28 protein-coding genes and 1 tRNA gene are annotated in these 26302 nt (G+C 71.2%); 15 read left to right on the top strand and 14 right to left on the bottom strand.

The window, feature by feature from the left end; all coding sequences use genetic code 11:
• Window positions 1-77: 77 nt before the first annotated feature.
• Window positions 78-359 carry a hypothetical protein gene (locus IM787_RS16855; protein ID WP_193677827.1) on the top strand — a complete coding sequence of 94 codons (282 nt, stop codon included), beginning with the start codon at window positions 78-80 and terminating at the stop codon, window positions 357-359.
• Here IM787_RS16855 and pgeF read toward each other — a convergent pair.
• The gene (pgeF, locus tag IM787_RS16850; protein ID WP_193677826.1) at window positions 291-1040 is read right to left on the bottom strand and encodes a peptidoglycan editing factor PgeF; all 750 of its coding nucleotides are present in this window, start codon (window positions 1038-1040) and stop codon (window positions 291-293) included. The genes IM787_RS16855 and pgeF overlap by 69 nt on opposite strands.
• Before the next feature lie 3 nt (window positions 1041-1043).
• Window positions 1044-1685: a maleylacetoacetate isomerase gene (gene maiA / locus IM787_RS16845; protein ID WP_193677825.1), complete on the bottom strand. Its 642-nt coding sequence runs from the start codon at window positions 1683-1685 to the stop codon at window positions 1044-1046.
• A gap of 59 nt (window positions 1686-1744) precedes the next feature.
• Here maiA and lipP1 point away from each other — a divergent pair, with 59 nt between their 5' ends.
• Window positions 1745-2686, top strand: coding sequence for a LipP1 family hormone-sensitive lipase (gene lipP1 / locus IM787_RS16840; protein ID WP_193677824.1), 942 nt, complete (start codon window positions 1745-1747; stop codon window positions 2684-2686).
• A gap of 7 nt (window positions 2687-2693) precedes the next feature.
• Here the strand turns inward: lipP1 and IM787_RS16835 are convergent, their stop codons facing one another.
• Together IM787_RS16835 and IM787_RS16830 are read right to left on the bottom strand one after the other, a co-directional pair.
• Window positions 2694-2999 carry an AzlD family protein gene (locus tag IM787_RS16835; RefSeq protein WP_193677823.1) on the bottom strand — a complete coding sequence of 102 codons (306 nt, stop codon included), beginning with the start codon at window positions 2997-2999 and terminating at the stop codon, window positions 2694-2696.
• A complete protein-coding gene (locus IM787_RS16830) occupies window positions 2989-3696 on the bottom strand; it encodes an AzlC family ABC transporter permease (protein ID WP_193677822.1) in 708 nt (235 codons plus the stop codon). Before IM787_RS16830 ends, IM787_RS16835 begins: the two co-directional genes overlap by 11 nt.
• 65 nt (window positions 3697-3761) lie before the next feature.
• Between IM787_RS16830 and IM787_RS16825 the strand changes: the two genes are divergently transcribed.
• On the top strand, window positions 3762-4265 hold the full coding sequence (locus tag IM787_RS16825) for a sterol desaturase family protein (RefSeq protein WP_227494405.1): 504 nt from the start codon (window positions 3762-3764) through the stop codon (window positions 4263-4265).
• On the opposite strand, the gene IM787_RS16820 is transcribed toward IM787_RS16825, so the two are convergent.
• From IM787_RS16820 to IM787_RS16805, 4 genes are read right to left on the bottom strand one after another with little or no spacing between them, the layout of a single operon-like run.
• Window positions 4249-5181, bottom strand: coding sequence for a phytoene/squalene synthase family protein (locus IM787_RS16820; RefSeq protein WP_193677821.1), 933 nt, complete (start codon window positions 5179-5181; stop codon window positions 4249-4251). The genes IM787_RS16825 and IM787_RS16820 overlap by 17 nt on opposite strands.
• Window positions 5178-6668: a phytoene desaturase gene (locus IM787_RS16815; protein WP_193677820.1), complete on the bottom strand. Its 1491-nt coding sequence runs from the start codon at window positions 6666-6668 to the stop codon at window positions 5178-5180. Before IM787_RS16815 ends, IM787_RS16820 begins: the two co-directional genes overlap by 4 nt.
• Window positions 6665-7831, bottom strand: coding sequence for a lycopene beta-cyclase CrtY (gene crtY / locus IM787_RS16810; protein WP_193677819.1), 1167 nt, complete (start codon window positions 7829-7831; stop codon window positions 6665-6667). Before crtY ends, IM787_RS16815 begins: the two co-directional genes overlap by 4 nt.
• Window positions 7828-9132, bottom strand: coding sequence for a glycosyltransferase (locus IM787_RS16805; RefSeq protein WP_193677818.1), 1305 nt, complete (start codon window positions 9130-9132; stop codon window positions 7828-7830). The genes crtY and IM787_RS16805 overlap by 4 nt, the downstream gene beginning before the upstream one ends.
• A 136-nt stretch (window positions 9133-9268) precedes the next feature.
• Between IM787_RS16805 and IM787_RS16800 the strand changes: the two genes are divergently transcribed.
• From IM787_RS16800 to IM787_RS16785, 4 genes are all read left to right on the top strand, one after another.
• Complete coding sequence (locus IM787_RS16800) at window positions 9269-10225, top strand: polyprenyl synthetase family protein (RefSeq protein ID WP_193677817.1); 957 nt, start codon at window positions 9269-9271, stop codon at window positions 10223-10225.
• A gap of 79 nt (window positions 10226-10304) precedes the next feature.
• Window positions 10305-11693 (top strand): Rieske 2Fe-2S domain-containing protein, encoded by a 1389-nt coding sequence (locus IM787_RS16795; protein ID WP_193677816.1) that lies wholly within the window; start codon window positions 10305-10307, stop codon window positions 11691-11693.
• Window positions 11690-13168 carry a glutamine synthetase family protein gene (locus IM787_RS16790; RefSeq protein WP_193677815.1) on the top strand — a complete coding sequence of 493 codons (1479 nt, stop codon included), beginning with the start codon at window positions 11690-11692 and terminating at the stop codon, window positions 13166-13168. The genes IM787_RS16795 and IM787_RS16790 overlap by 4 nt, the downstream gene beginning before the upstream one ends.
• The gene (locus tag IM787_RS16785) at window positions 13168-13491 is read left to right on the top strand and encodes a 2Fe-2S iron-sulfur cluster-binding protein (protein WP_193677814.1); all 324 of its coding nucleotides are present in this window, start codon (window positions 13168-13170) and stop codon (window positions 13489-13491) included. Before IM787_RS16790 ends, IM787_RS16785 begins: the two co-directional genes overlap by 1 nt.
• 12 nt (window positions 13492-13503) lie before the next feature.
• Here the strand turns inward: IM787_RS16785 and IM787_RS16780 are convergent, their stop codons facing one another.
• Window positions 13504-14154, bottom strand: coding sequence for a YiaD family glycine zipper/OmpA-like lipoprotein (locus IM787_RS16780; RefSeq protein ID WP_193677813.1), 651 nt, complete (start codon window positions 14152-14154; stop codon window positions 13504-13506).
• Between the two features lie 112 nt (window positions 14155-14266).
• Between IM787_RS16780 and IM787_RS16775 the strand changes: the two genes are divergently transcribed.
• Window positions 14267-14566 (top strand): antibiotic biosynthesis monooxygenase family protein, encoded by a 300-nt coding sequence (locus IM787_RS16775; protein WP_193677812.1) that lies wholly within the window; start codon window positions 14267-14269, stop codon window positions 14564-14566.
• Here the strand turns inward: IM787_RS16775 and IM787_RS16770 are convergent.
• Complete coding sequence (locus tag IM787_RS16770) at window positions 14544-15005, bottom strand: MarR family winged helix-turn-helix transcriptional regulator (protein ID WP_193677811.1); 462 nt, start codon at window positions 15003-15005, stop codon at window positions 14544-14546. The two genes, IM787_RS16775 and IM787_RS16770, sit on opposite strands and share 23 nt — an antisense overlap.
• A 72-nt stretch (window positions 15006-15077) precedes the next feature.
• Here IM787_RS16770 and IM787_RS16765 point away from each other — a divergent pair, with 72 nt between their 5' ends.
• The 7 genes from IM787_RS16765 to IM787_RS16735 all read left to right on the top strand — a co-directional run bounded on the left by IM787_RS16765 (window position 15078) and on the right by IM787_RS16735 (window position 21852).
• Window positions 15078-16424: an FAD-dependent oxidoreductase gene (locus IM787_RS16765; protein ID WP_193677810.1), complete on the top strand. Its 1347-nt coding sequence runs from the start codon at window positions 15078-15080 to the stop codon at window positions 16422-16424.
• Window positions 16425-16434: 10 nt separating this feature from the next.
• Entirely contained in the window at window positions 16435-17490 is a 1056-nt protein-coding gene (gene gtdA, locus IM787_RS16760; protein WP_193677809.1) for a gentisate 1,2-dioxygenase, read from the top strand.
• Window positions 17487-18188 (top strand): fumarylacetoacetate hydrolase family protein, encoded by a 702-nt coding sequence (locus tag IM787_RS16755; protein WP_193677808.1) that lies wholly within the window; start codon window positions 17487-17489, stop codon window positions 18186-18188. The genes gtdA and IM787_RS16755 overlap by 4 nt, the downstream gene beginning before the upstream one ends.
• Window positions 18189-18305: 117 nt before the next feature.
• On the top strand, window positions 18306-18800 hold the full coding sequence (locus IM787_RS16750) for a TRAP transporter small permease (RefSeq protein ID WP_193677807.1): 495 nt from the start codon (window positions 18306-18308) through the stop codon (window positions 18798-18800).
• Entirely contained in the window at window positions 18797-20116 is a 1320-nt protein-coding gene (locus IM787_RS16745) for a TRAP transporter large permease (protein WP_193677806.1), read from the top strand. The genes IM787_RS16750 and IM787_RS16745 overlap by 4 nt, the downstream gene beginning before the upstream one ends.
• A 69-nt stretch (window positions 20117-20185) precedes the next feature.
• Window positions 20186-21250, top strand: coding sequence for a TRAP transporter substrate-binding protein (locus tag IM787_RS16740; RefSeq protein WP_193677805.1), 1065 nt, complete (start codon window positions 20186-20188; stop codon window positions 21248-21250).
• 53 nt (window positions 21251-21303) lie between these two features.
• The gene (locus tag IM787_RS16735) at window positions 21304-21852 is read left to right on the top strand and encodes an NUDIX hydrolase (RefSeq protein ID WP_193677804.1); all 549 of its coding nucleotides are present in this window, start codon (window positions 21304-21306) and stop codon (window positions 21850-21852) included.
• 9 nt (window positions 21853-21861) lie between these two features.
• On the opposite strand, the gene IM787_RS16730 is transcribed toward IM787_RS16735, so the two are convergent.
• The 4 genes from IM787_RS16730 to IM787_RS16715 form a co-directional block, all read right to left on the bottom strand.
• Window positions 21862-24057, bottom strand: coding sequence for a serine/threonine-protein kinase (locus tag IM787_RS16730; protein ID WP_193677803.1), 2196 nt, complete (start codon window positions 24055-24057; stop codon window positions 21862-21864).
• 69 nt (window positions 24058-24126) lie between these two features.
• Complete coding sequence (locus IM787_RS16725) at window positions 24127-25236, bottom strand: type VI secretion system-associated FHA domain protein (RefSeq protein WP_193677802.1); 1110 nt, start codon at window positions 25234-25236, stop codon at window positions 24127-24129.
• A 5-nt stretch (window positions 25237-25241) separates the two neighbouring features.
• Window positions 25242-26132 carry an adenylate/guanylate cyclase domain-containing protein gene (locus tag IM787_RS16720; RefSeq protein WP_193677801.1) on the bottom strand — a complete coding sequence of 297 codons (891 nt, stop codon included), beginning with the start codon at window positions 26130-26132 and terminating at the stop codon, window positions 25242-25244.
• Between the two features lie 87 nt (window positions 26133-26219).
• Window positions 26220-26296: transfer RNA gene (locus IM787_RS16715), tRNA-Pro, on the bottom strand.
• Between the last annotated feature and the right edge of the window lie 6 nt (window positions 26297-26302).

Raw genomic sequence — 26302 nt, 5'->3', positions numbered from 1 at the left:
TCTCCTGTTGTTCTCGCGCGCCCCCGCAGTATCCCATCGCCGATGTTGCACCGCAACATTGACCCTTCGGAGGGCGCTTGTACCTCGTAGTCGTCGCCTGGCTCTACGTCGCGCTGATGATGGCCTTGGCCGAGGCGACGCACCCCCGCGGCGGCCTGCTCGGCGCCTTCTTCACCTTTGTACTCTATGGCGTGGGCCCCGTGGCGCTCTTGATCTACCTCATGGGGCGGCCGGCACGCCGCGCCGCCCGGGCCCGGCGCGAGGCCGAGGCCGAGGCGGCAGCAGCGGCGTCAGGCCAGCCAGGCGGCGGCGGCGAACCGGCCGCTGACGCGGTCGCGCCGGTGCGAAAAGAACCGTGACCGTCCGGTGACGGTGCACCACGCAGCGCTGCCATCGTTGCCGTGCACCTGCCGGATGCCCAGCCGCTCCAGCCGCCGCCGCGCGAGGCCCTGCAGGTCGCCCAGGAACTTGCCGTCGCGGTGCACCCGGAACAGGGACGCCGCGCCCGCATCGTGGACGGTGAAGGCGTCGCGGACTTCCGGACCGACCTCGAAGGCGTCCGGGCCGATGCAAGGGCCCAACCACGCCAGCATGCCTTCGGGCGACCCGGCCGCCGGAGCCATCTCCGTCCAGAGCGCTTCGAGCACGCCCGAACCGCCCTCCCCCGCCAGCCCGCGCCAACCGCAGTGCGCGGCGCCCACTGTGCGTCCGGCCGCGTCGGCCAGCAGCACCGGCAGGCAGTCGGCGACCATCATCGTGCAGGCCACGCCGCGCTCGGTCGTCCAGCAGGCGTCCGCCTCGGTGCCATTCACGGCATCGGTGCCGAGCCGCACCACGCCGCGGCCGTGCACCTGCTTCAGGAACACCGGACGCGCCTGCAATTGCGCCGCGAAGCGACGCCGGTTGTCGGCGACGGCGGCGGGGTCGTCGCCCACGTGGTCGCCGAGGTTGAGGGTGTCGTAGGGTGCGGCGGAGACGCCGCCGTCGCGCGTGCTGCACCAGGCGCGCACGCCCGCGGGTGCCGGCCACTGCGGTTGCATGGCTCAGCCTTCGTTGTCCGGGCAGTTGGACGGCTGCGCCTTCTGGAAAGCCGGCAGCTTCATGCACGCTTCGAAAGCGCCCATGGTGCGCGGCAGCCCCGCCATGTCGACGTTGAAGCGCTGGCCGTTGAAGATCTGCGGCACCAGGCAGCAGTCCGCCAGCGTCGGCGCGTCGCCGTGGCAATACGGGGAGGCGGGCAGGCGCTGCAGCTCCTGCTCGAACATCTCCAGGCCGCTGCGCACCCAGTGGCGGTACCAGGTGTTCTTGGCCTCTTCCTCCACCTTCATCTCGCGCACCAGGTACTTCAGCACGCGCAGGTTGTTCAGCGGGTGGATCTCGCAGGCGATCAGCTGCGCGAGCGCACGCACGCGGGCGCGGCCGAGGGGGTCCTTCGGCAGCAGCGGGGGGTTCGGGTGGGTCTCGTCGAGGTATTCGATGATGGCCATGGACTGGCTCAGGACCGCGCCTTCGTCGGTCTCGAGCGCGGGGACCAGCGCCGAAGCGGTGACGGCCGCGAAGTCCGGCTGCTTGTGCTCGCCCTTCACGAGGTGCACCGCGCGATAGTCGTACGGCAGGCCCTTGAGCTCCAGCGCGATGCGCACGCGGAAGGAAGCGGACGAGCGGAAGTAGTTGTGCAGCTTCATGCGCGAAGCATAAACCTTCGCCCCGTACACTGCGGCCCTCACGACAGGAGACGAGAGCCATGCTGCACCCGCAAGCGCAGGCCCTGCTGCGGCTGATCGAGGACAAGGGCGTGCCGCCGACGCACACGCTGGCGCCGCCGGACGCCCGCGCGTTCTACCGCGAACGCCGCACGTTCACGCAGCCCGATCCGCCCGAGGTCGGCGCGGTGCGCGACCTGGAGGCCCAAAGTCCTGCCGGCCCGATCCCGCTGCGCAGCTACCGGCCCGCCGGCGTGTCCGCCGAGGCCCTGTTGCCCGTGCTCGTCTACTACCACGGCGGCGGTTGGGTGATCGGCGACCTCGACACGCACGACGTGCTGTGCCGCCAGCTGTGCAACTTCTCCGGATGCGCGGTGGTGGCGGTGGATTACCGGCTCGCGCCCGAGCACCGTTTCCCCGCGGCCCTCGACGACGCCGTGGCCGCCGCCAGGTGGGTACGGGCGAACGCGGCGACGCTGAAGGTGGACGCGGCCCGCGTGGCGGTGGGCGGCGACAGCGCCGGCGGCAACCTCGCCGCGGCCGTGGCGCTGGTGGCGCGCGAACAGGGCGACCTGCCGCTCTCGTTCCAGCTGCTGGTCTACCCGGCGACCGACCAGCGCCGCGGCGCGCCTTCGCACACCACGAACGGCCAGGGTTACCTGCTCACGCGCGACAGCATGGATTACTACCACGACCACTACATCGCGGACCGGTCGCAGGACCTGGACTGGCGCGCCTCGCCGCTGCTGCACGCCGACCACGGGAACCTGCCGCCGGCGTTCGTGCTGGTGGCCGGGTTCGATCCGCTGCGCGACGAAGGCGTTGCGTATGCCGCCAAGCTCTCCGCCGCCGGCACCCAGGCGACCCTGGTGAACTTCGAGCGGCAGATCCACGGCTTCATCACCATGGGCCGGGTGATCGACGAAGCGAACGTGGCAGTGCGGATGTGCGCGGCGGAACTGCGGCAGGCGCTGCGGCCCTGAGCCGGGATCAGAGCCCGAAGGAGCGGCAGATCCCCACGGCGCCGGCTCCGGCCAGCGCGGCCACGACGTCCTTGCCCGTGAGCTTCATGGCCGCGAACACCACGACCAGGCCGACCATCTCCGGCACCTTGCCCGCCAGCACCGACGGCATGACGATGCCGATCATCACGCCGAGTGGGATCGCCTTGAGGGCACCCTGCACCCGCGGCGTGATCGGCACGTAGCCCATGAGGAAGTAGCCGGTGACCCGGCAGGCGAAGGACGCCACCGCCATCGCCAGGATCGCCAGCAGGAAATGCAGGTCAACGGCCATCGCGCGCGCCTCCGACCAGGCCGGCGGCGAGGCCGGCACCGACGATGGTCCAGCCCGGCAACCACAGCGAGAGCACCACGGCAGCCAGCACGGCCGCCGCGGCCGGCCAGAGGTCCGCCCGTCCGCGGAACACGCTCACCCCGATCGCCGCGGCGAAGGCCACCAGCATGAAGTCGAGCCCGAGGGAGGCCGGATGCGGCACGCCGCGCCCGACGACGTGTCCGCCCAACGTGCCGAGCATCCAGGGCAACGCCGTGGCCACGCCCGAGCCGAACAGGAAGGCGGCATCGCGGTAGCCGGCGTGGTACTCGCGCATCGACAGCGCCCAGTTGCCGTCGCCCAGGAAGAACAGCGTCGGCAGCGCCTGCGACGCCCGGGCGCCGCCCAGCCAGGGCTGGATGGAAGCGCCGTACAGCACGTAGCGGGCGTTGATCAGGAGCACCGTGACCACCAGCGGCGCAATCACGGGCGCGGCGCTCCAGCCTTGCAGCGCCGCCAGCTGCGCGCTGCCGGAGTACACCAGCACGCTCATGAGCATGGCCTCGAGCAGCGCGAGGCCCTTCTCGCTCGCCAGCACGCCGAACACCATGCCGTAGAGGAAGGTGCCCGGGGCCAGCGGCTGGCCTTGCACGAAGCCGCGGCGAAAGCCGGCGGCGGTGAACATCGGTGCGGTGGCGCGTGGGTCGTCCTGGCTCATCGGCCGGCGACTTTACACCGGCGTGGCGGCACCTGCCGGGCAGCGCCTTCGTCTATGCTCGGAGCATGCCGTCCGCCGAACTCCTGCTGCGCGTGGCCCTGGTGCTCGGGGCGGTCGTCGGCATGGAGGCCGCCGCCTGGTGGATCCACAAGCACGTGATGCACGGTTGGGGCTGGGGCTGGCACCGCTCGCACCACGCGCCGCGCGCGGGCTGGTTCGAGCGCAACGACCTCTACGCGGTGGTGTTCGCCGGTGTCGCCATCGTGCTGATCGCGCTGGGCAGCCACTGGCCGGCGGTCGAGCCGCTGCGCTGGGTCGGCGCCGGCATGACGCTCTATGGCCTGCTGTACTTCATCGTGCACGACGGCATGGTGCACCGGCGCTTTCCGTTCCGCTGGATCCCGCGCACCGGCTACCTCAAGCGGCTGTACCAGGCGCACCGCCTGCACCACGCGCTGGACTTGCCCGGCGCGGGCGTGTCCTTCGGCTTCCTCTGGGCGCCGTCGCCGCAGCGCCTGAAGGCCCAGTTGCAGCGGCTGCGGGCCACGCGCGCTACAGCGGGCGCCTGAACAGGTGCGGCGGCCGCGGCGCCGTCGGCACGTGCGAGGCCGCCAGGGCCACGCCCGCGCCCCGGGCCACGAACCACAGCTTCTCCACCGCGCTGGTCGCGATGCGGTGGTCCCAGGCGCTCGCGCCCTTGCTCACGACCTTGCGGCCGATCGCGCGGTACACGTCGCGCGCCGTGGCGATCGACCACGCGCAGCGCATGGGCAGGTCCGCGATGCCGGCCCGCGCGGAACGGTAATAGGGTTCGGCTTCCGCCACGAGCCGTGCCGCCACCCGCGCGATGCCGTCGCGCTTGTCCGGGTCGAGCACGCCCTCCAGGCCGTGGATGCCCTCTTCCGCCAGCCAGTCGGCCGGCAGGTACACGCGGCCGATGGCGGCGTCCTCCAGCACGTCGCGGGCGATGTTCGTGAGCTGGAACGCCATGCCGAGGTCGCAGGCGCGGTCCAGCGTTTCCGGCCGCTCGGCGCCCATCACGCGCGCCATCATCACGCCCACGACGCCGGCCACGCGCCAGCAGTACAGCAGCAGGTCGTCGAGGTTGCGGTACTGCGTGCCGTGCACGTCCATGGCGAAACCGGCCAGGTGCTCCTGCGGCAGCGACGCGGGAACGTCGTGGCGCTGCACGACCTGCGCGAGGCCCTGGAACACCGGGTCCCACACGGGCTCGCCTTCGCAGGCTGCCCGCGTCAGTTCCTGCAGCTGCCGCAGGCGCGACGCGCCGTCCGTGGCGCCGGCGAAGCGCTGGCCGTGGCCGAGGGTCTGGCCGTCGACGACGTCGTCGCAGTGCCGGCACCACGTGTACAGCAGCACGGTGCTCTCGCGCGTGCGGGTGTCCATCAGGCGGCTGGCGGCTGCGAAGCTGCGCGAGCCGGTCGCGATGGTGCGGCTGGCTTGCTCGTAGAGCGTGTCGGTGTTCACTGGGGAGCCTCCGTGAGCATCAATCCGGCGGTGGCCTTGGCGGAGCCGACCACGCCGGGCACCCCGGCGCCCGGGTGCGTTCCGGCGCCGACGATGTACAGGTTGGGGATCGCGTCGTCGCGGTTGTGCGGCCGGAACCACGCGCTTTGCGTCAGCACCGGCTCGAGCGAGAACGCCGAGCCGACGTGGGCACCGAGTTCGTCGCGGAAGTCGGCCGGCGTGAAGATCCGGCAGGTGACCAGGTCGTCGCGCAGGCCGGGCATGTAGCGCCTCTCGAGGTAGGCAAGGATGCGGTCCCGCAGCCGCGGCCCTTCCACGTCCCAGTCCAGGGGCGCATTGCCCAGGTGCGGCACCGGCGCCAGCACGTAGTGCGTGGAGCAGCCGGGCGGCGCCAGCGAGGGGTCGGTGGCGCAGGGCGCGTGCAGGTACAGCGAGAAATCGTCCGGGATGGCGTCGCCCTGGAAGATGTCCTGGATCAGCTCGCGGTAGCGCGGGCCGAAGCACACGGTGTGGTGCACCAGCTGCGGCTGCGGCCGGCGCAGACCGAAGTGGATGACGAAGAGCGACATCGAGAAGCGCTTGGACTTCAGCCGCTCCGCCTCGCGGGCGCCGCGCGGCACGTGCCCGAGCAGGCGCTCGTAGGTGTGGACGACGTCGGCGTTCGACGCCACCTGGTCGAAGGCGATGCGCTCGCCGCCGACGCGCACGGCGCTCGCGCGTCCCGCCTCCACTTCGATGCGCTCCACGGGGGCGGACAGGCGCAGCTGCCCGCCGAGGTCCTGGAACAGCCGCACCATCGCCTGCACCAGCGCGCCGGTGCCGCCGCGCGGGAACCACACGCCCCACTCGCGTTCCAGCGCATGGATCAGCGCGTAGATCGACGAGGTGGCGAACGGGCTGCCACCCACCAGCAGCGAATGGAAGGAGAAGGCCTGGCGCAGGTGCTCGTCGCGGATGAAGCCGGACACCGCGTCGTACACGCTGCGCCAGGCCCCCAGCCGCGCGAGCTGCGGACCCGCCTGCACCATGCTGCGGAAGTTCAGGAAGGGGACGGCGCCCAGCTTCACGTAGCCTTCGCGGAACACCGCGCGCGAATACGCCAGGAAGCGCTGGTAGCCCTCGACGTCGGCCGGGTTCAGCGCGGCGATCTGCCGGTCCATCGCAGCCTGGTCGTTGGCGTAGTCGAACACGGCGCCGTCTTCCCAGCAGAGCCGGTAGAAAGGCGCCACGGGCAGCAGCTCGACGTAGTCGGAGAGCTTGCGGCCGGAGAGTGCGAAGAGCTCCTCCAGCGCCGAGGGGTCGGTGATGACAGTCGGGCCGGCATCGAAGGTGAAGCCCTCGTCGTGCCACACGTACGCGCGGCCGCCCGGCTTGTCGCGCGACTCGAACAGGGTGGTCTGCACGCCAGCCGATTGCAGGCGGATGGCCAGGGCGAGGCCGCCGAAGCCGGCCCCGATGACGGCGGCGGTGCGCACCGGCGGATTCATGTGAAGCTCTCCGTGGGGGCCCGGCGCCCCAATGCTGCCTGCAACGCCGCGGCCAGGGGCACCGGCGGCTTGCCGCTGACGATGCGCAGCTTGTCGGCCAGCGTCGGCCGGCCCGCGTAGAAGCGCGCGACCAGCGGTTCCGGCAGTCCGTAGAACCGCTGCATCACGCGCCAGCGCTCCGTCGGCACGGCGGCCTGGAACAGCATGCGATTGAGCAGGCGGAAGAAGGCCTGGTCGCGCCATTGCGCGAGGGCATGGCCGCGCAAGGCGGCGAACAGCGCGCCCGCGCGGAGGTCCGGCAGCCGCGCAACGAGGTCGGCGACCCGCACCGCATCGGGCAGCGAATAGCCCGTGGTGGGGTGGAACAGTGCCGCGGAAAGCCCGGTGCGGGGCACGCCACCGGCGGCGTCCCAGAGCACGCGCGGATCGCCGTCCAGCACGATCGGCAGCACGCCCTGCTCTTCGCGCAGCAGCTCGCCCGTGCGCCAGCCCTGGGCCTGCACATAAGCATCGATGTCGCGCCGCACGCGATCGGGCTCCAGCGCCGCTCCGTCGGCGTAGTAGGTGTCCTCGACCAGCACCGTGCGCGCGTCCAGCGGCAAGGTGTAGACGAAACGGTAGCCGTCGCGCTGGGGGACCGTCGCATCCATCAGCACCGGGCCGTCGAGCCCATGGTCGCCTTCGAGCCGGAACTCGCGGCCGATGAACTTCTGCCAGCCCAGGCGGATGCCCGCTTCGGGCAGGCGCCCCCGGCCGTCGATCACGGCGCCGGCGCGCAAGGTGCTGCCGTCGTCCAGCGTGACCTCCTGCGGGCGGACGTCCAGGACGCGCACACCGGGCCGCAGCGACGCGCCCAGGTCGCGCCGCAGCACCTCGTCGAAGCGGGCCGAGGTGATGCTGGCATAGCCGCCCCGCAGATGCCGCTGCAGCGCAGGAAAGCGCACGGCATGCGAGGCCCAGCGATGGGCGACCAAAGGCGCCAGCCACGCCTGCTGCGCGTCCTCCAGGTCGGTCGCGTGGAAAGACCAGGTGTGGTTGCCGCCGGCGCTCGGGCCGGCCTCCAGCACGAGGACGCGCAGGTCCGGACGCAACTGCCGCAGCCGCCAGGCGATGAGGCCGTTCGCCAGCCCGCCACCGACGAGGACCAGGTCGGCGTCGTTCACGCAAGGGCTCCCGCCATCGTCCCGGCCCGGTCGCGGGACACCGGCGCGGGCAGCACAGATTCGATGATGTCGGCCGCCCGTCGGGCGCCGCCCGCCGCACGCACCTGCTCGCCCAAGGCCTGCGCGCGCTGTGCGTACAGGCGATCTTCCAGGATCTGGCGCAGCGCGCGCCGCAGCGCCGACACGGTGGCCAGCGGCGGCAGCACGCGCACGCCCGCTCCCGCATGGACGACGCGGGCCGCGACGCCCGGCTGGTCGAAAGCGATCGGCAGCAGCACCATCGGCTTGCCGGCGACCAGCGCGTCCATCACGGTGTTCAGCCCCGCGTGCGTGACCACCGCGTCCGCCCGGGCGATGGCCTCCTGCTGCGGGGCGAATCCGGTGACCCAGGTCGCGCCGGCGTACTCCAGTGCGCGCGCCTGCCCGGCATCCAGGCGATCGCAATGCGCCAGCAGCAGCGTGGCGCCTTCGGCGTGGCAGGCGCGGGCGATGCGGCGCAGCAGGCCGAAGCGCCCGCCCTGCAGGGTGCCCAGCGACGCGAAGACGAACGGCCGGCCGGGGGGCGGCGTCCAGGCGGCCGGCCAGGCCGGTGCCTCCTGCCCGGTGTCCACACGCAAGGGGCCGACATGGTGCAACTGCGGCGGCGGCGCCGTGCGGGGGAAATCGAAGGCGGCGGCCGTCTGGCTCAGGATCGCCAGGGGCGACACGCAGTCGGCCAGTGAATGCAGCGGCGGCAGGTCGAAGGCGGCTGCGTGGCGTTCGATCACGCGGGCGTGCGGCCGCATCAGCCAGTCGTACACGCGCGTGCTGTGCAGGTTGAGATGCAGGCCCGTCTCGTCCCGCGCGAGCCCCCAGTGCATCACCGGCAGCGGCACCCGCGGATCCCGTGCCACCGGCAGCGCGCACGCGACGGAAACGTAGGGCAGGCCCAGGCCGCGCGCGACCAGCCCGCCGGCTGCCTCCATCTCGTCGGCGATCACGGCCTGCGCGCCCACGCGGCGCAGCACCGCCGGCGCTTCGCGGCACAGCAGGTCGGTACCGTCCGCCACGTCGCGGATCACCCGTGACAGGCCGACGGGACCGCCGGGCCGCGCAGCGCGGTCGACCAGCGCGGCCAACGCGCCGGGCTCCATCTCCCCGACGGGCTCGAAGCCGATGCGCGGCTCGCGCAGCAAGGCCCTGACCTCCGGCTGGTGCACCCAGGTCACGCGATGGCCGCGATCGAGCAACACGCTGGCCAGGGCTTCGATGGCCCGGACGTGGCTCGGGAAGGGAGGGGCGAGGACGACGAAATGGGTCACGGGGAACAAGGCGAAGGTAGCAGCCGGTTTCTTTTTTGTTGTAGGACAAATGCCATAACTGATCCAAATGCTTCCGGTTTGACCTCCACGGCGCTAACCTGCCGGTCCATCAGGGCGCGTTGCCCAGGAGTTGCGGATGAGTACAGCTTTCCAGCCGGACGACGCGCTGGCCCAGTGGCGCCGTGCCGTCGAGCGCCGCCTCGCCGCGCTCCTGCCGGCCGAAGCCGCCGGCGTGGCCGGCGCCATGCAGGCGGCGGTGCTCACGCCGGGCAAGCGGCTGCGCCCGCTGCTGGTCCTGGCCGTGGGCGAAGCTCTCGGCGCGCGCGGACCGGGGCTGCTCGATTTCGCCTGTGCCGTGGAAATGATCCATTGCGCGTCCCTGGTCCTGGACGACATGCCCGCCATGGACGACGCCCGCCTGCGGCGCGGCCAGCCCACCGTGCACCTGCGCTTCGGCGAGGACGTGGCGATGCTGGCCGCGGTGGCGCTGGTCTCCGAAGCCTGCCGCGTCGCGGCCAGCGCGCCCGCCCTGCGCGCGCCGGCCCGGGCGCGGGCGGTGCAGGTCCTGTGCGAGGCGGTCGGCCCGCTCGGCCTGGTCCGCGGGCAGTACCGCGACCTGCACGAAGGCGCCGGCGCCCGCAGCGCCGCGGCGGCGGCGGAGACCAACGACCAGAAGACCGGGGTGCTGTTCGCCGCGGCCCTCGAACTCTCGGCCTGCGCCGCCGGCCGCGCCCGCGCGGTGCCCGACCTGCGCCGCGCGGCGCTGGCGATCGGCCAGGCCTTCCAGCTGCGCGACGACCTCGAGGACCTGCTGCCCGCCGGCGAGGGCCGCGAGGACCCGCTGCAGGATGCGGGCAAGAGCACCGTCGTGCAGTTGCTGGGCGCCGACGCCGTGCGCCGCTCCGTCGACGCGCACCTGGGCCAGGCGCGCCAGGCCTTGCGCAGCGCACTCGGCCGCGACGATGCGCTGCTCACCGGGCTGCTGCGCCGCGCCTTTCCCGAGACGCCCCAGCCGCTCGCTGCGGACTTCCCGGATCGCGCCGTGCCTGCGTGGCATCGCGTGGGGGACGTGCCGCTCTCCGTCGCCACCTGACGCCCCGGCCGGCGTCGCGCGGCACCGGCGGGTAAACTGGTCCCGCAGCGGCTGCAGTCGTGCCGCGGAGGATCCCAGGATGAAGGCGGAACAGAACGAACTGATCACCCGCGTCGGCCCCGGCACGCCGTGCGGCGCGGTGCTGCGGGCCTACTGGCAGCCGGTGGCGCTGGTGGACGAATTCGACCCGGGGCTGGATCCCCGCATGAAGGACCGCCCGGTGAAGGCCGTCCGCGTGCTCGGCCAGGACCTCGTGCTGTTCCGCGACGCGGCCGGCCGCTGGGGCCTGCTGGATCGCGACTGCCCGCACCGCAATGCCGACCTCTCCTTCGGCCGGCACGAAGGCGACGGCCTGCGCTGCCCCTTCCACGGCTGGAAGTTCGACGCGACCGGCCGCTGCCTGGAAACGCCGGCGGAGCCGACCGGCAGCAAGCTGTGCGAACGCGTGAAGCAGCGCAGCTACCCGGTCGTGGAAAAGAGCGGCGTGCTCTTCGCGTGGTTCGGCGACGAAGGCAAGGCGCCGCCCTTCCCCGCGTTCGACTGCTTCGCCGCGCCCGACAGCCATACCTTCGCCTTCAAGGGCCTGTGGCAGGCCAACTGGCTGCAGGCCTTCGAAGTCGGCATCGACCCCGCGCATCCGTCCTTCCTGCACCGCTTCCTGAGCGACGCGGCGCTGGAGGCCGTCGGCGAGAACGCGGCGGGCCGGCAGTTCCGCAGTGCCAGCGCGGGGGACTTCGGCGGCGAGAAATGGCCGATGACGCGCATCATGCGCGAGTTCCACCAGCCGGACATCTCGTTCGCGACCAAGCCGTGGGGACTGCAGCTGACCGCGCTGCGCCCCATGACCGACGAACTCACCCACGTGCGGATCACCCACGCGATCTTCCCGCACACCTTCGTGATCCCGCTGTCCGAGACGCTGACGATCACGCAGATGCACGTCCCGGTGGACGACACCCGCACCTACTGGTACTCCTTCTTCACCAGCTTCGCCGGCCCGGTCGACAAGGACGCCATGCGCAGCCAGCGCCTGCAGTTCATTTCGCTGCCCGACTACGTGCCGAAGAACGGGCGCCACAACCACTGGGGCTTCAACCCCGACGAGCAGCGCGCGCAGACCTACCTGGGCATGGGCGAGGAAGACATCAACGTGCACGACCAGTGGGCCGTGGAGAGCATGGGCCCCATCCAGGATCGCACGCGCGAACACCTGGGCACCAGCGACAAGGTGATCATGGCCAACCGGCGCATGCTGCTCCAGGCCATCGAGACGGTGCAGGCGGGCGGCACGGCGCCGGGCGTGGCCGATCCGGCCCTCGCGGCCGAGATGCGCGGCCCGGACACCGTCGACGGCATCGCGCCCGCCGGTGCGTGGGGCACGTGGTGGCAGGAGAAGGTGCAGGCCAAGCGCGCCGGCGCGCCCTGGCTGCGGCAGGCCATCGCGCCCGCCGAGGCCCAGGCCTCGTGAGTTCCTTCGCCGAGCGCTGCGGCATCCACGACGCGGCGCGCGAACAGGCGGTCGCGCGCGTCGGCCGGCTGCTCGAGGCGCAGGGCCTGGAGCTGGTGCGCTTCGCCTGGTGCGACCTGCACGGCTTCCAGCGCGGCAAGACCCTCGTGGCCTCGGCCGCGGCCAAGGCGATGCGCGAGGGCGTCGGCATGGTCAGCACGCTGATGCTCAAGGACACCTCGGACCGCACCGCGTTCAAGGTCTTCGAGCCGGGCGGGACGGCCTCGCTGCCGGGCTTCGGCTTCGCCAACAACCTCCTGCTGCTGGCCGATCCGGACAGCTTCCGCCAGTTGCCCTGGACGCCGTCGACGGGCTGGCTGCGGGCGCAGCCGTACTTCGAGGACGGCACGCCGGTGGAACTGGACACGCGGCGCGTGCTGCAGCGCGCGCTGGCGAAGCTGGATGCCGCGGGCCTCGCGATGAAGTGCGGGCTGGAGGTCGAGTTCCACATCTACCGCATCGACGATGCGCGGCCCCAACTGGACCCGATGGAGGCGGACTGGCCCGGGCCGCCTCCCGCCGTCAGCCTGGTCCATCCCGGCTACAACCTGCTGGCGGAAAGCTGGTACGACCTGGCGGAAGAGCCGCTGCGGATCGTGCAGCACACGGCCCAGGCCCTGGGCCTGCCGCTGCTGTCGCTGGAGGTCGAGCTGGGTCCCAGCCAGGTGGAGGCGGTGTTCGACGCGACCGATGCGGTGACCGCCGCCGACAACATGGTGCTGTTCCGCAATGCCGTGAAGATGGCGTTGCGCCGCGCCGGCTACCACGCTACCTTCATGTGCCGGCCGCCGTTCCCGAACATCATGTCCAGCGGCTGGCACCTGCACCAGTCGCTGGTGGATGGCCGCACCGGCCGCAACGTGTTCCGCCGCGAGCAGCCGGCGCCCGGCACGGACGGCTCCCACGCGGGCCACACCCTGTCCACCCTCGGCGAGCAATACCTCGCCGGGCTGCTCGCGCATGCCCGCGGGATGGCCGTGTTCTGCACGCCGACGGCGAACGGCTTCGGCCGCTTCCGCCCGAACGCGCTCGCGCCGCAATCGGTGCTGTGGGGGCGTGACAACCGCGGGGCGATGCTGCGGGTGGTCGGTGCCTGCGGAGACGAAGGCACGCGCATCGAGAACCGCATCGGCGAGCCGGCCGCAAACCCCTACCTGTACCTCGCCTCCCAGGTCCATGCCGGCCTGGACGGCATCGCGCGCGGGCTGAAGGCCCCGCCCGCGACCGACGCGCCCTATGCCGGCGCCGGCGAACGCCTGCCCACCAGCCTCGGCGAGGCGCTCGCCGCGCTGGAGTCGGACGCCGTGCTGTGCGAGGCCTTCGGCCGCGGCTTCATCGACTACTTCACCCGCATCAAGCGCTCCGAGCAGCAGCGCTTCGACGCCGCCGAGGACCGCGACGCGTTCCAGCGGCGCGAATACTTCGCCCGATTCTGATGATCAAGATCCACCTGGTGGCGCCGGACGGCGCCGAGACCGCCCTGGAAGTGAAGCCCGCCGGCAGCCTGATGGAGGCTGCCGTGAAGCACAACGTCGACGGGATCGCGGCCGACTGCGGCGGCCTGCTGACCTGCGCCACCTGCCACGTCTACGTGCGCGAACCGTTCGCGGCGCAATTGCCGCCGCCCGGCCCGGACGAACTCGGCATGCTGGAGTTCGCCGCGGCCGAGCGCCGGCCGAACAGCCGCCTGAGCTGCCAGGTGGAGCTCACCGCGGCCCTCGACGGGCTCACGGTGGACCTGCCGCCCACGCAGTACTAGGCGCTGGCCCGCTCAGCGCGCGGCCACGTTGGCACGCTCGCCCAGGAAGATCTCCACGCGGCGGTTCTTCGCACGGCCGGCCTCGGTCGTGTTCTCCGCGACCGGCTCGCGCTCGCCGCGGCCGGCGATCTGCACCGAATCCGCCCGCACGCCGCGCGACAGGAGGTAGTCGCGCACGGACTGCGCGCGGTCCAGCGACAGGCGGTTGTTCAGCTCGTCGCTGCCGGTGTTGTCGGTGTGGCCGATGATCCGCACCTCGGTGCCCTGCTGCTGCGCGAGGCCGCTGGCGAACTGGTCGAGGATGGGCCGCATGCGCGGGTTGATGTCGGCGCGCCCCACGGCGAACGAGACGTCGCTGGGCACTTCCAGCTTCAGCTGGTTGTCGGGGGTCTGCACCACGGCGACGCCGCTGCCCATGGTGGCGCGCTGCATCGCCTGCTTCTTCTGCTCCATGTGCTGCGACCAGATGTAGCCGCCCGCGGCGCCGACGCCGGCACCGATCAGCGCGCCCTTCGCGTTGCCGCCGATCGCCGCGCCCGCGAGCGCGCCGATGCCGGCGCCGATCGCGGTGTTCCGGCCGGTCTCGCTCATCTGCTGGCCGGCGCAACCTGCCAGCAGGGAAGCCGCTCCCAGTGCGGCGGCGGCGATGTGGATCTTCTTCATGGTTCTCTCCTTCCGTTTGGAACGCCGAAGATAGCGCGCAGTGTGACTGGAGGCACGTCCGTTGCGTTCGCTTACCGTTAGACTGCGCCCGCCGCCACGAAGGAGTTCACGCATGGTCCTGGAAATCGCCGACATCCGCATCCCGCCGGGCAAGCAGCCGGAATTCGACGCCGCCATCGAGAAGGGCCTGCGCACCGTCATTTCGCGCGCACAGGGCGTGCGGCGGTTCCAGGTGCAGAAAGGCATCGAGTCGCCGGAGCGCTACGTCCTGATGATCGAGTGGGACACGCTGGAGGCGCACACCGTCGGCTTCCGCCAGAGCCCGCTGTTCGCCGAGTGGCGCGCCATCGTCGGGCCGCTCTTCGCGCAGCCGCCCGTGGTGGAGCACTTCACGCAGGTGGTGGCGGGCTAGGCGCCTCCTCCTCGTGGCCGGCCACGAGCCGGTCCAGCAAGGCCAGAAGCTGCTCCCGCTCCTGCGCGTCCAGCGGTGCCAGGATGCGCGACTGCACCTTGCCCACCGGGCGCTTCATCTCTCGGGCCGCCTCGGCGCCCTGCTCCGTGACCCACAGAAGCTTGCGCCGGCGGTCGGCAGGGTCCGGCTCGCGCCGCACCCACCCCCGCGCCTCCAGCCGCGTGATCACCGAACCGAAGGTCGCCGCGTCGAACGCGACCTTGCGTGCCAGCGTCACCTGGTCCTCGCCCGGGTCCTCCAGCAGCGCATTGAGGATCGCGAACTGCACGGGCGTGACGTCGTAGCCGGCCGTTTCCTCCATGAAGAGGGCCACGCACACCTGGTGCGCGCGCCGGATCAGGTGGCCGGGCGCATGCCGGAAATCGAAGCTCTTCGCCATGCGCGGCAGTGTAGCGGCGCGAACCCCCCGCGGCTGCATTAGTATGCATGCTTAGCATCCGAGCGAAACCCGATGGAACGCACCCTCAACGAACCCGCCCGGCGGACGCCCGTCCATGGCGAATACGACGTCGTGGTGCTGGGCGGCGGCCCGGCCGGCATGGCCGCCGCGGTCGCCGCCGCCCGCAGCGGCCGCAGCACCCTGCTGGTGGAGCGCTACGGCTTCCTGGGGGGCATGGGCACGGCGGCGGGCGTCACCAACTTCTGCGGCCTGCACGCCAACGTGCATGGCGAGATCCGGCAGGTCGTGCACGGGGTGGCCGACGGGCTGCTGGAGCGCATCGACCGGCTGGGCGGCCTGAACGCGCCGCATTCGCTCTTCGGCGGCAAGATCGTGGCGCAGGCCTACGACACCGCCGCCTACAAGATCGCCGCCGACGACCTGCTGCTGTCGGCGGGCGTGGAGATCCTGTTCCACGCGCTGGCCGCCGGCGTGGTGATGGACGCGGGCCGCCGTGTGCAGGCGCTGCTGCTGGAGACGAAGTCCGGCCGCCGCGCGGTGCGCGCGCGCGCGTTCGTCGACGCTTCCGGCGACGGCGACCTCGCCGCCTGGGCCGGCGCACCTTACGTGAAGGGCGACGGCCAGGGCAACATGCTCTATCCCTCGACGATGTTCCGCGTCAACGGTGTGGACGCCGACCGTGCCGGCAAGGCCTGGGAAGTGATCCCGAAGCTGATGGCGCAGGCCGAGGCCGAAGGCCGGTACCGCTTCCCGCGCAAGGGCGCCATCGTGCGGCCGCAGAAGAGCGGCATCGAATGGCGCGTGAACCTCACGCAGCTCGCCAACGCCGAGGGCAACGCCATCGACGGCACCGACGCGCTGGAGCTCTCGCAGGCCGAAGTGCTCGGCCGCCGGCAGATCGCATCGGTCGCCGGTTTCCTGCGCGAGGTGCCGGGCTTCGAGCGCAGCTACGTCTCGGACATCGCGCCGCAGGTCGGCATCCGCGAAACGCGCCGGGTGCGCGGCCTCTACGAGCTGGCCGAATCCGACGTGCTGGACTGCGCCAGCTTCGACGACACCATCGGCGTCAACGGCTGGCCGCTCGAACTGCACCTGAAGGGCGACGTGGAGTTCCGCTGGCCGAAGATCCCCGAAAGCCGCGGCTTCAACCACCTGCCCTATCGCATGACGGTGCCGCAGGGCCTCGACAACGTCTGGATCGCCGGACGCTGCGCCTCCATGAGCCACGAGGCGCAATCGGCCGCGCGCGTGACCGGTGCGTGCTTCGTCATGGGCGAGGCGGCGGGCGCGGCGGCCCACCTCGCGCTGCAGGCGGGAGGCACCGCGGCGGCGGTCGACGTGCCCACGCTGCAGGCGCTCCTCGCGGACAATGGCGTCGACCTGGGACGCAGCTGGTAAAGGACTTCCCATGAACGCTCCCCTGCCCACCGCGCAGCTGCGCCAGCAGCTGTACCGCGACATGGACCCGCACCACCTCACGCCCCTGTGGGAGGTGCTGCACGCCCTGGTGCCCCCGCAGCCGAACACGCCATGCGTGCCGGCCTTCTGGAAGTACGCCGACGTGCGGCCCTACCTGATGCGGGCCGGCGAGGTGATCACCGCCGAGGAAGCCGTGCGCCGCGTGCTGATCCTCGAGAACCCGAAGCTGCGCGGCCAGTCGGCCATCACGCAGTCGCTCTATGCGGGCCTGCAGCTGATCCTGCCCGGCGAAGTCGCCCCCAGCCACCGGCACACGCAGAGCGCGCTGCGCTTCATCGTGGAAGGCTCGGGCGCATACACCGCCGTCGACGGCGAGCGCACCACCATGAAGCCGGGCGACTTCATCATCACGCCCAGCTGGACCTGGCACGACCACGGACACGAGGCCGACCGGCCGGTGGTCTGGCTCGACGGCCTGGACATCCCGATGGTGCGCTTCTTCGACGCCGGCTTCGCGCAGAACGACACGACCAAGTCGCAGCAGGTGACGCGCAGCGAAGGCACGAGCGACGCGCGCTTCGCCCACAACATGGGCCCGGTGCGGCCGGTGGCGCCCTATGGCGCCACGTCGCCGATCTTCAGCTACCCGTACGAGCGCAGCCGCGAAGCGCTGGAGCAGCTGGAACGGCACGCGCCCGTCGACCCCTGGGACGGCACCAAGCTGCGCTACGTCAACCCGCTCACCGGCGGCTGGCCCATGCCGACGATCGGCACCTTCCTGCAGAAGCTGCCGGCCGGCTTCGCCGGCAAGGGCTGGCGCCAGACCGATGGCGCCGTCTACAGCGTGGTCGAAGGCGAAGGCGAGATCGCCATCGCGCGCGATGGTCAGGAGACCCGCTACGCGTTCGGACCCCGCGACCATTTCGTCGTTCCCTCGTGGCACACTGCCCGCCTCTCCAGCGAGCGGGGCTGCGTTCTGTTCAGTTTTTCCGACCGCCCCGTGCACCAGGCCCTGGGCATCCACAACGAAGAAAGGTTGTCATGAGCTACGTCTTCCAACCCGCCCCCACGGTAGGCGTGCCGGTGGTCGGCCGCGCCGAACGCTTCCCCGTGCGCCGCATCTATTGCGTGGGCCGCAACTACGTGGAGCACGCCAAGGAGATGGGCTTCACCGGCCGCGAGGCGCCCTTCTTCTTCCTCAAGCCCGGCGACGCCGCGGTGGTGGTGGAGGCCGGGAAGGAAGCCACGATCGCCTACCCGAGCCTCACCAGGGACCTGCACCACGAGATCGAGCTCGTCGCCTGCATCGGCAAGGGCGGGAAGAACATCCAGGCCGCCGACGCGAAGAAGCACATCTTCGGCTACGCGGTCGGCCTCGACATGACGCGCCGCGACCTGCAGGGCGAGATGAAGAAGCAGGGCCGCCCCTGGTGCATCGGCAAGGGGTTCGACCAGTCGGCGCCGATCGGCCCGATCACCCCGGCGGAACAGGCCGGCGACATCGAGCAGGCCGAGATCTGGCTGCAGGTGAACGGCAAGGACCGGCAGCGCAGCAACGTGTCCAAGTTGATCTGGAACATCGGCGAAATCATCGAGCACGTCTCCGCCGCCTGGGAGCTGCAGCCCGGCGACCTGGTGTACACGGGCACGCCGGAAGGCGTGGCGGCCGTGGTGGCGGGTGACACGCTGCATGGCGGCGTCGCGGGCCTCACGGACATCACCGTCGAGGTTCGCGCCGGCTGACGACCGGGATAGCACGGGGCGGACCGGCTCGGGCCGTCCCGGATAATCGCGCGGCCTGCCGCCGCGGGTGAAGCCCCGCGCCCGGCACCGAACGACCACAAGAACGAGGAGCCGCGTTTGCGCGTACTGGAAGACCTGGCGAAGTTTTGCGCCATCCTGGCCGGCATCCTGCTGACGGCCATCACCCTCATGACCTGCGGCAGCCTGATCGGGCGCAACACGGTGGGCGTGTCCATCGTCGGCGCCTTCGAACTCACCGGCGTGGCCGCTGGCGCCGCCATCGCGCTGTTCATGCCGATCTGCCAGGCCCGACGCGGCAACATCATCGTGGACTTCTTCACCGCGAAAGCCAGCGAGCGCACGCAGGCCGGGCTCGACCGGCTGGGCGCCTTCGTCATCGCCGCGATCTTCGCCCTGCTCGCCTGGCGCTCCACGCTCGGCGGCCTCAACAGCCACTCCTACGGCTCCGAAACGCAGATCATGGGCTTTCCCGAGTGGATCGTGTTCGCCTTCATGGTGCCGGCATTCGTGCTTGCCGCGCTCATCGCGCTGCACCAGGCGGCGTTCGGCTTTGCCGTGCCGGAAGACGCCGCCGGGGAGGGAGCGATATGAGCCCGCTCGCGCTCACCGCGCTGATCTTCGGGTCGATGCTGGTGCTGATGGCCATCCGCATTCCCATCGCCGCCAGCATGTTCGCCGCCGGCACCATCGGCTACCTCGCGCAGACCGGCTGGCTGCCCTACGCCAACTTCCTCAACACGCAGGCGTTCGCGCGCTTCGCCAGCTACGACCTGTCGGTGATCCCGCTGTTCATCCTGATGGGGCACTTCGCCACCAAGGGCGGCATCAGCAAGTCGCTGTTCGAGTTCGCGGCCGCGGTGATGGGCCGCTTCAAGGGCGGCCTGGCGATGGCCTCGCTGCTCGCCTGCGCGGCCTTCGGCGCCATCAGCGGGTCGTCGGTGGCGACCGCCGCGACGATCACCAGCGTGGCGTTGCCGGAGATGCGGCGCCACGGCTACTCGGGGCGCATCGCCACCGGAACGCTGGCCGCCGGCGGCACGCTGGGCATCCAGCTGCCGCCCTCGATCGTGCTGGTGATCTACGCGATCCTGACCGAGCAGAACATCAGCAAGCTGTTCGCCGCGGCGGTGCTCCCCGGCATCATCGCGATGGTCGGCTACATGGTCGCCGTCGCGATCTACGTTCGCCTGGTCCCCGGCCACGCGCCCGCCGTCGAGGATGCCCCGCCGCCGCTGACGTTCCGCGCGGTCATGGGCGTGCTGCCGATCGTGGTGATCTTCGCGCTGGTGTTCGGCGGCATCTACGGCGGCCTGTTCACGCCCACCGAGGGCGCCGCCGTGGGTGCGGCCACGACCTTCCTCACGGCCCTGATCAAGGGCGAGATGAGCCTGGAGAAGTTCAAGGAGTGCTTCTACGGCACCGCCATCAGCGCCGCGATGATCTTCCTGATCTTCCTGGGCGCCGACCTGATGAACTCCGCGCTGGCGCTCACGCAGGTGCCCAACCAGCTGGCCGAGGTGGTGGGCAGCTGGGGCGTGTCGCCGCTGCTGGTGGTGGTGGCGATCCTGCTGTTCTACGTGCTGCTAGGCGCGGTGATGGACGAACTGTCCATGCTGCTGCTGACCATCCCGATCTTCTTCCCCATCATCATGGGCCTGGACTTCGGCATGCCCAAGGAGTCGGCGGCGATCTGGTTCGGCATCATGGTGCTGATGACGGTGGGCTTCGGCCTCATCGCGCCGCCGGTGGGGCTGAACGTCTACATCGTCAACGGCCTGGCCAAGGACGTGCCCATGGGCGAGACCTACCGCGGCGTCATGCCCTTCCTGGTGAGCGACGTGCTGCGCACGCTGCTGTTCCTGTTCTTCCCCATCATCCCGCTCTGGCTGGTGGGGTTCATCCGTTGAGGGAAAGCCCCGTAGCGCGGGGCACCTCCTGCAGTTAACTTCATGCCATCCCAACGGAGCCTTCCCGAAATGATCCAGCGACGCACCCTCCTGAAGTCCACCGCCGCGGTGGCGCTCGGCGCGCCCGGCCTGAGCGGCCTCGCGCAGCAGTCCGTGACCCTGAAGTTCCACACCTTCATGGCGCCGCAGTCCAACGTCTGGCTGACGATGCACAAGGCGTGGATGGACAAGGTCGAGAAGGACTCCGGCGGCCGCATCAAGTTCGAGGGCTATCCCGCCATGCAGCTCGGTGGCACGCCGGTGCAGCTGTACGACCAGGCCAAGGACGGCGTCGTCGACATCGTCTGGACGCTGCCCGGCAACACGGCCGGCCGCTTCCCCCGCATCGAGGTGTTCGAGCTGCCGTTCATGATGAACAACGCCGAAGCCACGTCCAAGGCGTACTGGGAGTACGTGCAGACGGTCGCGCCGGACGAGTTCAAGGACACGCAGGTGCTCGCGCTGCAGGTGCACGGCCCCGGCATGTTCCACACCAAGGAAAAGCTGATCAAGACCGCGGACGACCTGCGCGGCCTGAAGGTTCGCGGCCCCACCCGCCAGATCACCAAGATGCTCGGCTTCCTCGGCGCCACGCCCGTGGGCATGCCGCTGCCGCAGATCCCCGATGCGCTGTCCAAGGGCACCATCGACGGCTGCGTGATCCCGTGGGAAGTCGTCCCCTCGGTCAAGGTGCACGAGCTGACCAAGTTCCACAGCGAGTTCGATCCCGCCGGCGGCGCGCTCTACACGACCACCTTCGTGATGGCGATGAACAAGGCGAAGTACAACGCGCTGGCGCCGGACCTGAAGAAGGTGATCGACGCCAACTCCGGCATGGCCACCTCGGGCTGGCTGGGCAAGGTGCAGCAGGGCAACGACGGCATCGGCCGCAAGTCCGCCGTGGACCGCAAGAACACCATCCACACCATCTCCGCCGCCGACGCGCAGGAGTTCAAGCGCAAGGCGCGCCTGGTCGAAGTGGAGTGGGCACAGGACATGGACAAGCGCGGCTTCGACGGCAAGAAGCTGCTGGAAACCGCGCGCGCCCTGATCGAGAAGCACGGCAAGGCCACGCCGGCGCCGAAGAAGGCTTAAACTCCTCCCGATCCCCAGCGCAAGGGCTCCCTCGGGAGCCCTTTTCCTTCCGCGTGACCCTCCGCAGCCCCATCAAGCATTGCCGCAACTGCGGCGCCGGCGTCGTCTACCGCGTGCCCGACGACGGGGACACGCACGAGCGTGCCGTCTGCCCGGCCTGCGACACCATCCACTACGAGAACCCGCTGAATGTGGTCGGCACCGTGCCCTACTTCGGCGACAAGGTGCTGCTGTGCAAGCGGAACATCGAGCCGCGCTGGGGCAAGTGGACGCTGCCGGCCGGCTTCATGGAGCTGGGCGAAAGCACCGCCGAGGGCGCCGCCCGCGAGACCGACGAGGAAGCGGGCGCGCAGATCGAGATGGAAGGCCTGTTCACGGTCCTGAGCGTGCCGCGCGTGGGACAGGTGCACCTGTTCTACCGGGCGCGGCTCCTGAGCGACGTGTTCGACCCCGGCTTCGAGACGATCGAGGCGCGGCTGTTCGCGGAGCACGAGATCCCTTGGGAAGAGATCGCCTTCCGGACCGTCAAGGAAACGCTGGAGCGCTTCTTCGCCGACCGCGCCCGCGGACACTTCGGCGTGCACGCGTACGACATCGTCTAGCGGCGGCGCTCAGCGCGCCGGGCCGTTCTGCTTGCTTTCCTCGCGCAGGCGTGCGTCCTCGCGGCGCTTCACGCACAGGGGATGGTTGCGCGTGCCGGCCTTCTCGCAGGCGTCGGCCAGGCAGATCTCGCGGGAGAGGAACACACGCTCGCGGCACGCCTCGACGGCCTGGTAGTTGCCGGCGCCGGCCGTCTGCGTGCTGGCCGCCGGCGCGCGCGGCGGCGGCTCGGGTTCGATGCGGGGCGCGGCCGCGACGGCCGCACCGGGCGCCGGCTGCTGCGTGCCGGACGGCGTCGTCGCGGGACGCACCGGCCGCGGTTCCTTCTTGGGCGGGAGGGCCTTCGCTCCAGGCGCAGGCGCGATCGCCGGTGAACCACCGGCGAGGGTCGGCGCGGCAGCGGCCGGGCCGGGCGCCGGGGCCGGAATTGCAGCCACCGCGGTGGGCGCCGGCACGGGCGCGTCGGCCGGTGCCGCCGCGGGGGCCGGCGGGGCAGGCAAGGCGCGGGCGGCGCCGGCCGCGGCGGCGTGGGTCGCGGGGGCCACTGCAGCGACGGTGTCCGTCTCCGCGGTGCTGCCGCCGCGCCCGATCACCAAGGCGGCCACGAGGCCGGCCACGGCGAGGGCGCCGATGCCGGCGAGAACGGCCACGGGGACCTTTTTGCGCGGGGGTGGCGCGAGCGGGACGGAGGTGTCCTCCTCCTTGGGCACCGCACGTCGCCTGGGCACCGCCGGCGCGGGCGCTGCCTCCGGCGCGGGAGTCGCCGCCTCGGCGGGCTGGGCGGCGGGGGCCTCCGCCGGCGTCGCCAGCACCGCGGCAGCCGCCGCCACGGTGGCCGGCGCGGTCAGTGGCGTGGTCGAACCGGTGTGCGTGCTGGCGGGCGGCGGCGCCTGCACCACGGTGCGCGTGTATTCCTCGTCGATCCAGTTCGACGGCCGCAGGTTGGACGGATCGCCGCCGGCGGCGGGCCGGGACGTGTCGGAGCGCAGGCGCGTCGCCTCCTCGTCCGGCTGTTCGGAAGGCGGAAACTGCGTGGCCGCGAACGGGTTGTTGCCGGACGTCCCGGACGTGCCGGAGGTCCCGCGGGTCGGCGCGCCGATGTTCGTCGGCTCGCCGCCGGTCAGTCTGCGGACGCGGCGGCGCGCGAGGTCGGCATAGATGCCGGCGGGAAACTTCTCCAGGAAGCCGTGCAGGTCCTCCACGTCGTCGGAGTCCTTGACGTCCTTCCAGTAGACCAGCTCCAGTTCCTGCGTCACCGAGCCGGCCGTCGAGGGCGTGGTGGCATGGCCCGGGACGCTGCCCGGCGCCGTCAGCGGCCGCGAGGCCGCCGGCTCCATCTTCTTGTTCGGGTTCTGCGGCGGGACCACCGTCTGGTCTTCGGCGCGGCGGATGGCCGCCTGCAGCGCCACCGCGAAATCGCGCGCGGTCGCGAAGCGCTCCTCGCGCGTCTTGGCCAGTGCGCGTGCGACCACGGCGTCGAGCGCACCCGGCAGGCGCGGGTTCACCGAGCTGGGCGGCGGCGGATGGTGGCCGATGATCTGGTGGATGATGGAGAAGTCGTTGTCGCCGTCGAAGGGCCGCTTGTCCGTCAGCAGCTGGTACAGCACCACGCCGACCGAGAACAGGTCCGCCCGCGAGTCGATCTTCTGCCCCTGCACCTGCTCGGGGGCCATGTACTTCAGCGTGCCCACCATGCTGCCCTGGGTGCGCGTGGCCTCGCCGGAATCCTGGATGCGGGCCACGCCGAAGTCGGTGAGCTTCACGCGGCCGCCCGGCTCGATCAGCAGGTTCGCGGGCTTGATGTCCCGGTGGACGATGCCCTGCTTGTGCGCGTAGTCGAGGGCGCTCAGCAGGTCGCGGATGATCTTGAGCGACTGTTCCAGCGAATAGCGGGTGCCGCGGTCGAGGTGGTGCTTGAGGTCGTCGCCCTGGATGTACTCCATGACGAGGAAGGCGACGTCCGCATCGCGGTCGGAGTCGTAGACACTGACGATATTGGGGTGCTGCAGGCGCGCGGCGGACCTCGCCTCGGTCCGGAAGCGGTGCTCGTACTCGGCCGCGGCTTCCTCGGAGAGGTTCTCGACCTTCACGGTCTTGATCGCGACGCGACGATCGAGGTTCGGATCCCGGCCTTCGTACACCACGCCCATGGCGCCCTTGCCCAGGACCCGCAGCACTTCGTACCGTCCGAGCTTTTTGAGTGTCACTTCAGCAGCGCCAAGGGAAACAGTTGGAGATGCATTCTAGCCCTGCCCCTGCTTGCAAGGCTGAGTTCCTCAGGAGGGCGGACGGCCCGATGTGTTGCGTTTCGCACGCATGAGCGCCCTGGCGTAGGCCCGGGCGAAATGCCTCTCCAGCAGCTGCTGGACCCAGGTGGCGCGGGTGCCGCTGCGCTCCGCGTACTCGCGGACGAAGGCGTCCCAGGCACGCGCCGACTCGAACAGGCGCGTGCCGCCGCCCAGCAGCCGCTTCTTGATGGCTTCGGGGTCGAAGTCCGCGATGACCCCGTCGAGGGCCTCGCGGGCCGCGTCGCCCATCGCCTGCTGGTGCGCCGTGAGCTCGGTCACCACCTGGGCGACGGCGCGGTCGGGCGGCACGTAGCCGTGGGCCGCTCCCTGCCCCCCGAACAGGTAGAACAGCTTGGCCTCCAGCGGCGTGTCCAGGCGCAGGGGGTTCAGCTCGCGCGCTTCCGGCACCGTCCGCTCCTCGGCGCGGACCTGCCGCCGGCTGTCGTTGGCGTCCTGGTAGGCCTGCAGCAACCCCTGCAGGGCGATGCGCGTGAGCCGCCCCATCGTCTCCAGTTCGCCCTGCGTGTACTTCCCCTGCGCACCGCGCTCCAGGCCGAGGCCCGCGAAGAACGGCTGCAGGTCCTCGGCGGCCAGCAGCGCGTCGGCGTGCAACCCGCCGCCCGGCGCGCCGGGACCGAAGGTGCTCTGGAACCCCCAATCGCCGAAGGGATCGTCGTCGAGCGGGGCCGGCACCGTTTCGGGGCCCGCGTCGCCGGCAAGTTCGGCCGCCTGCCGCTGGAATTCGGCCCACGGGTCCGCTTCCGGCCCCCCGACGGGCGGCGCCAGCTGGGCCCCGGGCGGCAGCAGCACGATGCGAAAGGCCGACAGTTCGATGGCGTCGCCAGCGGCGAGCACGCCACGCGCACCCGGGGGCAGTTCGCCGACCGAGGTCAGGACGCCGTTCACCACCGAGAGCACGTGGAAGTGCAGTTGGCCGCCATCGTTCCACACGCTCAGGTGCCGGCGCGACACGTTGCGTTCCGGGTCGGGCAGGCAAATCGCGCAGTCGGCATCCCGGCCGAGGATCAGCGCTGGCTCGCCCGGCCCCAGCCGCCGGGTGACTTCCAGCCCCGGGCCGGAAACGAGCAGTTCCAGCACCACGGCTAGCTGACGACGGTGAAGTTGGCGAGGGGTGCCGCTTCGGCGTTGCGGTCGCAGCCCAGCGAGATCCAGCCGTGGCCGACGAGGTAGCACTCGGTGCGGCGCAGGACCACGGGCTCCGGCTGGTCGCCGAAGTACACCCAGGTGCCGAAGCTCGAGGCGTCGCTCAGGATGAAGTGCCCGCCGACCCATTCGATGGCGGCGTGCAGGCGCGAGACGCGCGTGTCGTTCACCGACAGGTCGGCATCGCGAGCGCGGCCGAGCGTGAGCCGCCCTCCCGCGGCGTCGAGCTTGCGGTTCTGGTCGCCGATGCTGATCTCGAGGTGCGTCTTGCCCACCGGGGCGAACATGGAGACGCCCATCACCGTGGCTTCGGCATCGCGTTCGGCGTCCCAGTTGACGCGGTACACCTCCGTGGCATCGGCCTTGCCCCGCAGGTACATCGGACCGAGCGAGCGCAGGAGTTCCTGGTGTTCGGGCGGCAGCAGGTCGCGCACGCGCTGGCTGGTGAGGATCTGGTCGGCGCCGGCGAGGTCCGCGAGGCGCGCCGCGCTGTTGACGGCGTCTCCGTAGCAGTCGCCGTCGATCTCGACCACTTCGCCGGACTCGAGGCCCATCTGCATCTGGATCGGCGAGCGCATGCCGGCGGGGTAGACGGGGCGGTCGGAAAGCCGCCGCTGGATCGCGATGCAGGCGGTGAGCGCCTGCGTTTCCGCGGGGAAGACCACGAACAGTCCGTCGCCCAGGAGCTTCACGACCCGGCCGTTGTGCTGTTCGAAGATCTTGGCCAGCGCCGTGGTCAGCTGGGTGACGAAGCGTCCGGCGGTCTCGTCACCGAGCCGCTCGAAGATGCCAGTGCTCCCAACGAGATCAGCGAATACGACGGAGGCCATGCCCATCCATTATGCCCGCTGCACCGCGCGTGCAATCCAAATGAAAGCAGCCGATGTGCCTTGCGGCACATCGGCTGTTCCGGATGTTGGTCGGCGTGGCGGGATTCGAACTCGCGACCCCTTGCACCCCATGCAAGTGCGCTACCAGGCTGCGCTACACGCCGAGCCCG

Origin of the sequence: Ramlibacter pallidus (assembly GCF_015070875.1) — a bacterium.
GTDB lineage: Bacteria > Pseudomonadota > Gammaproteobacteria > Burkholderiales > Burkholderiaceae_C > Ramlibacter > Ramlibacter pallidus.
This window is presented reverse-complemented; position numbering and strand designations above follow the sequence as displayed.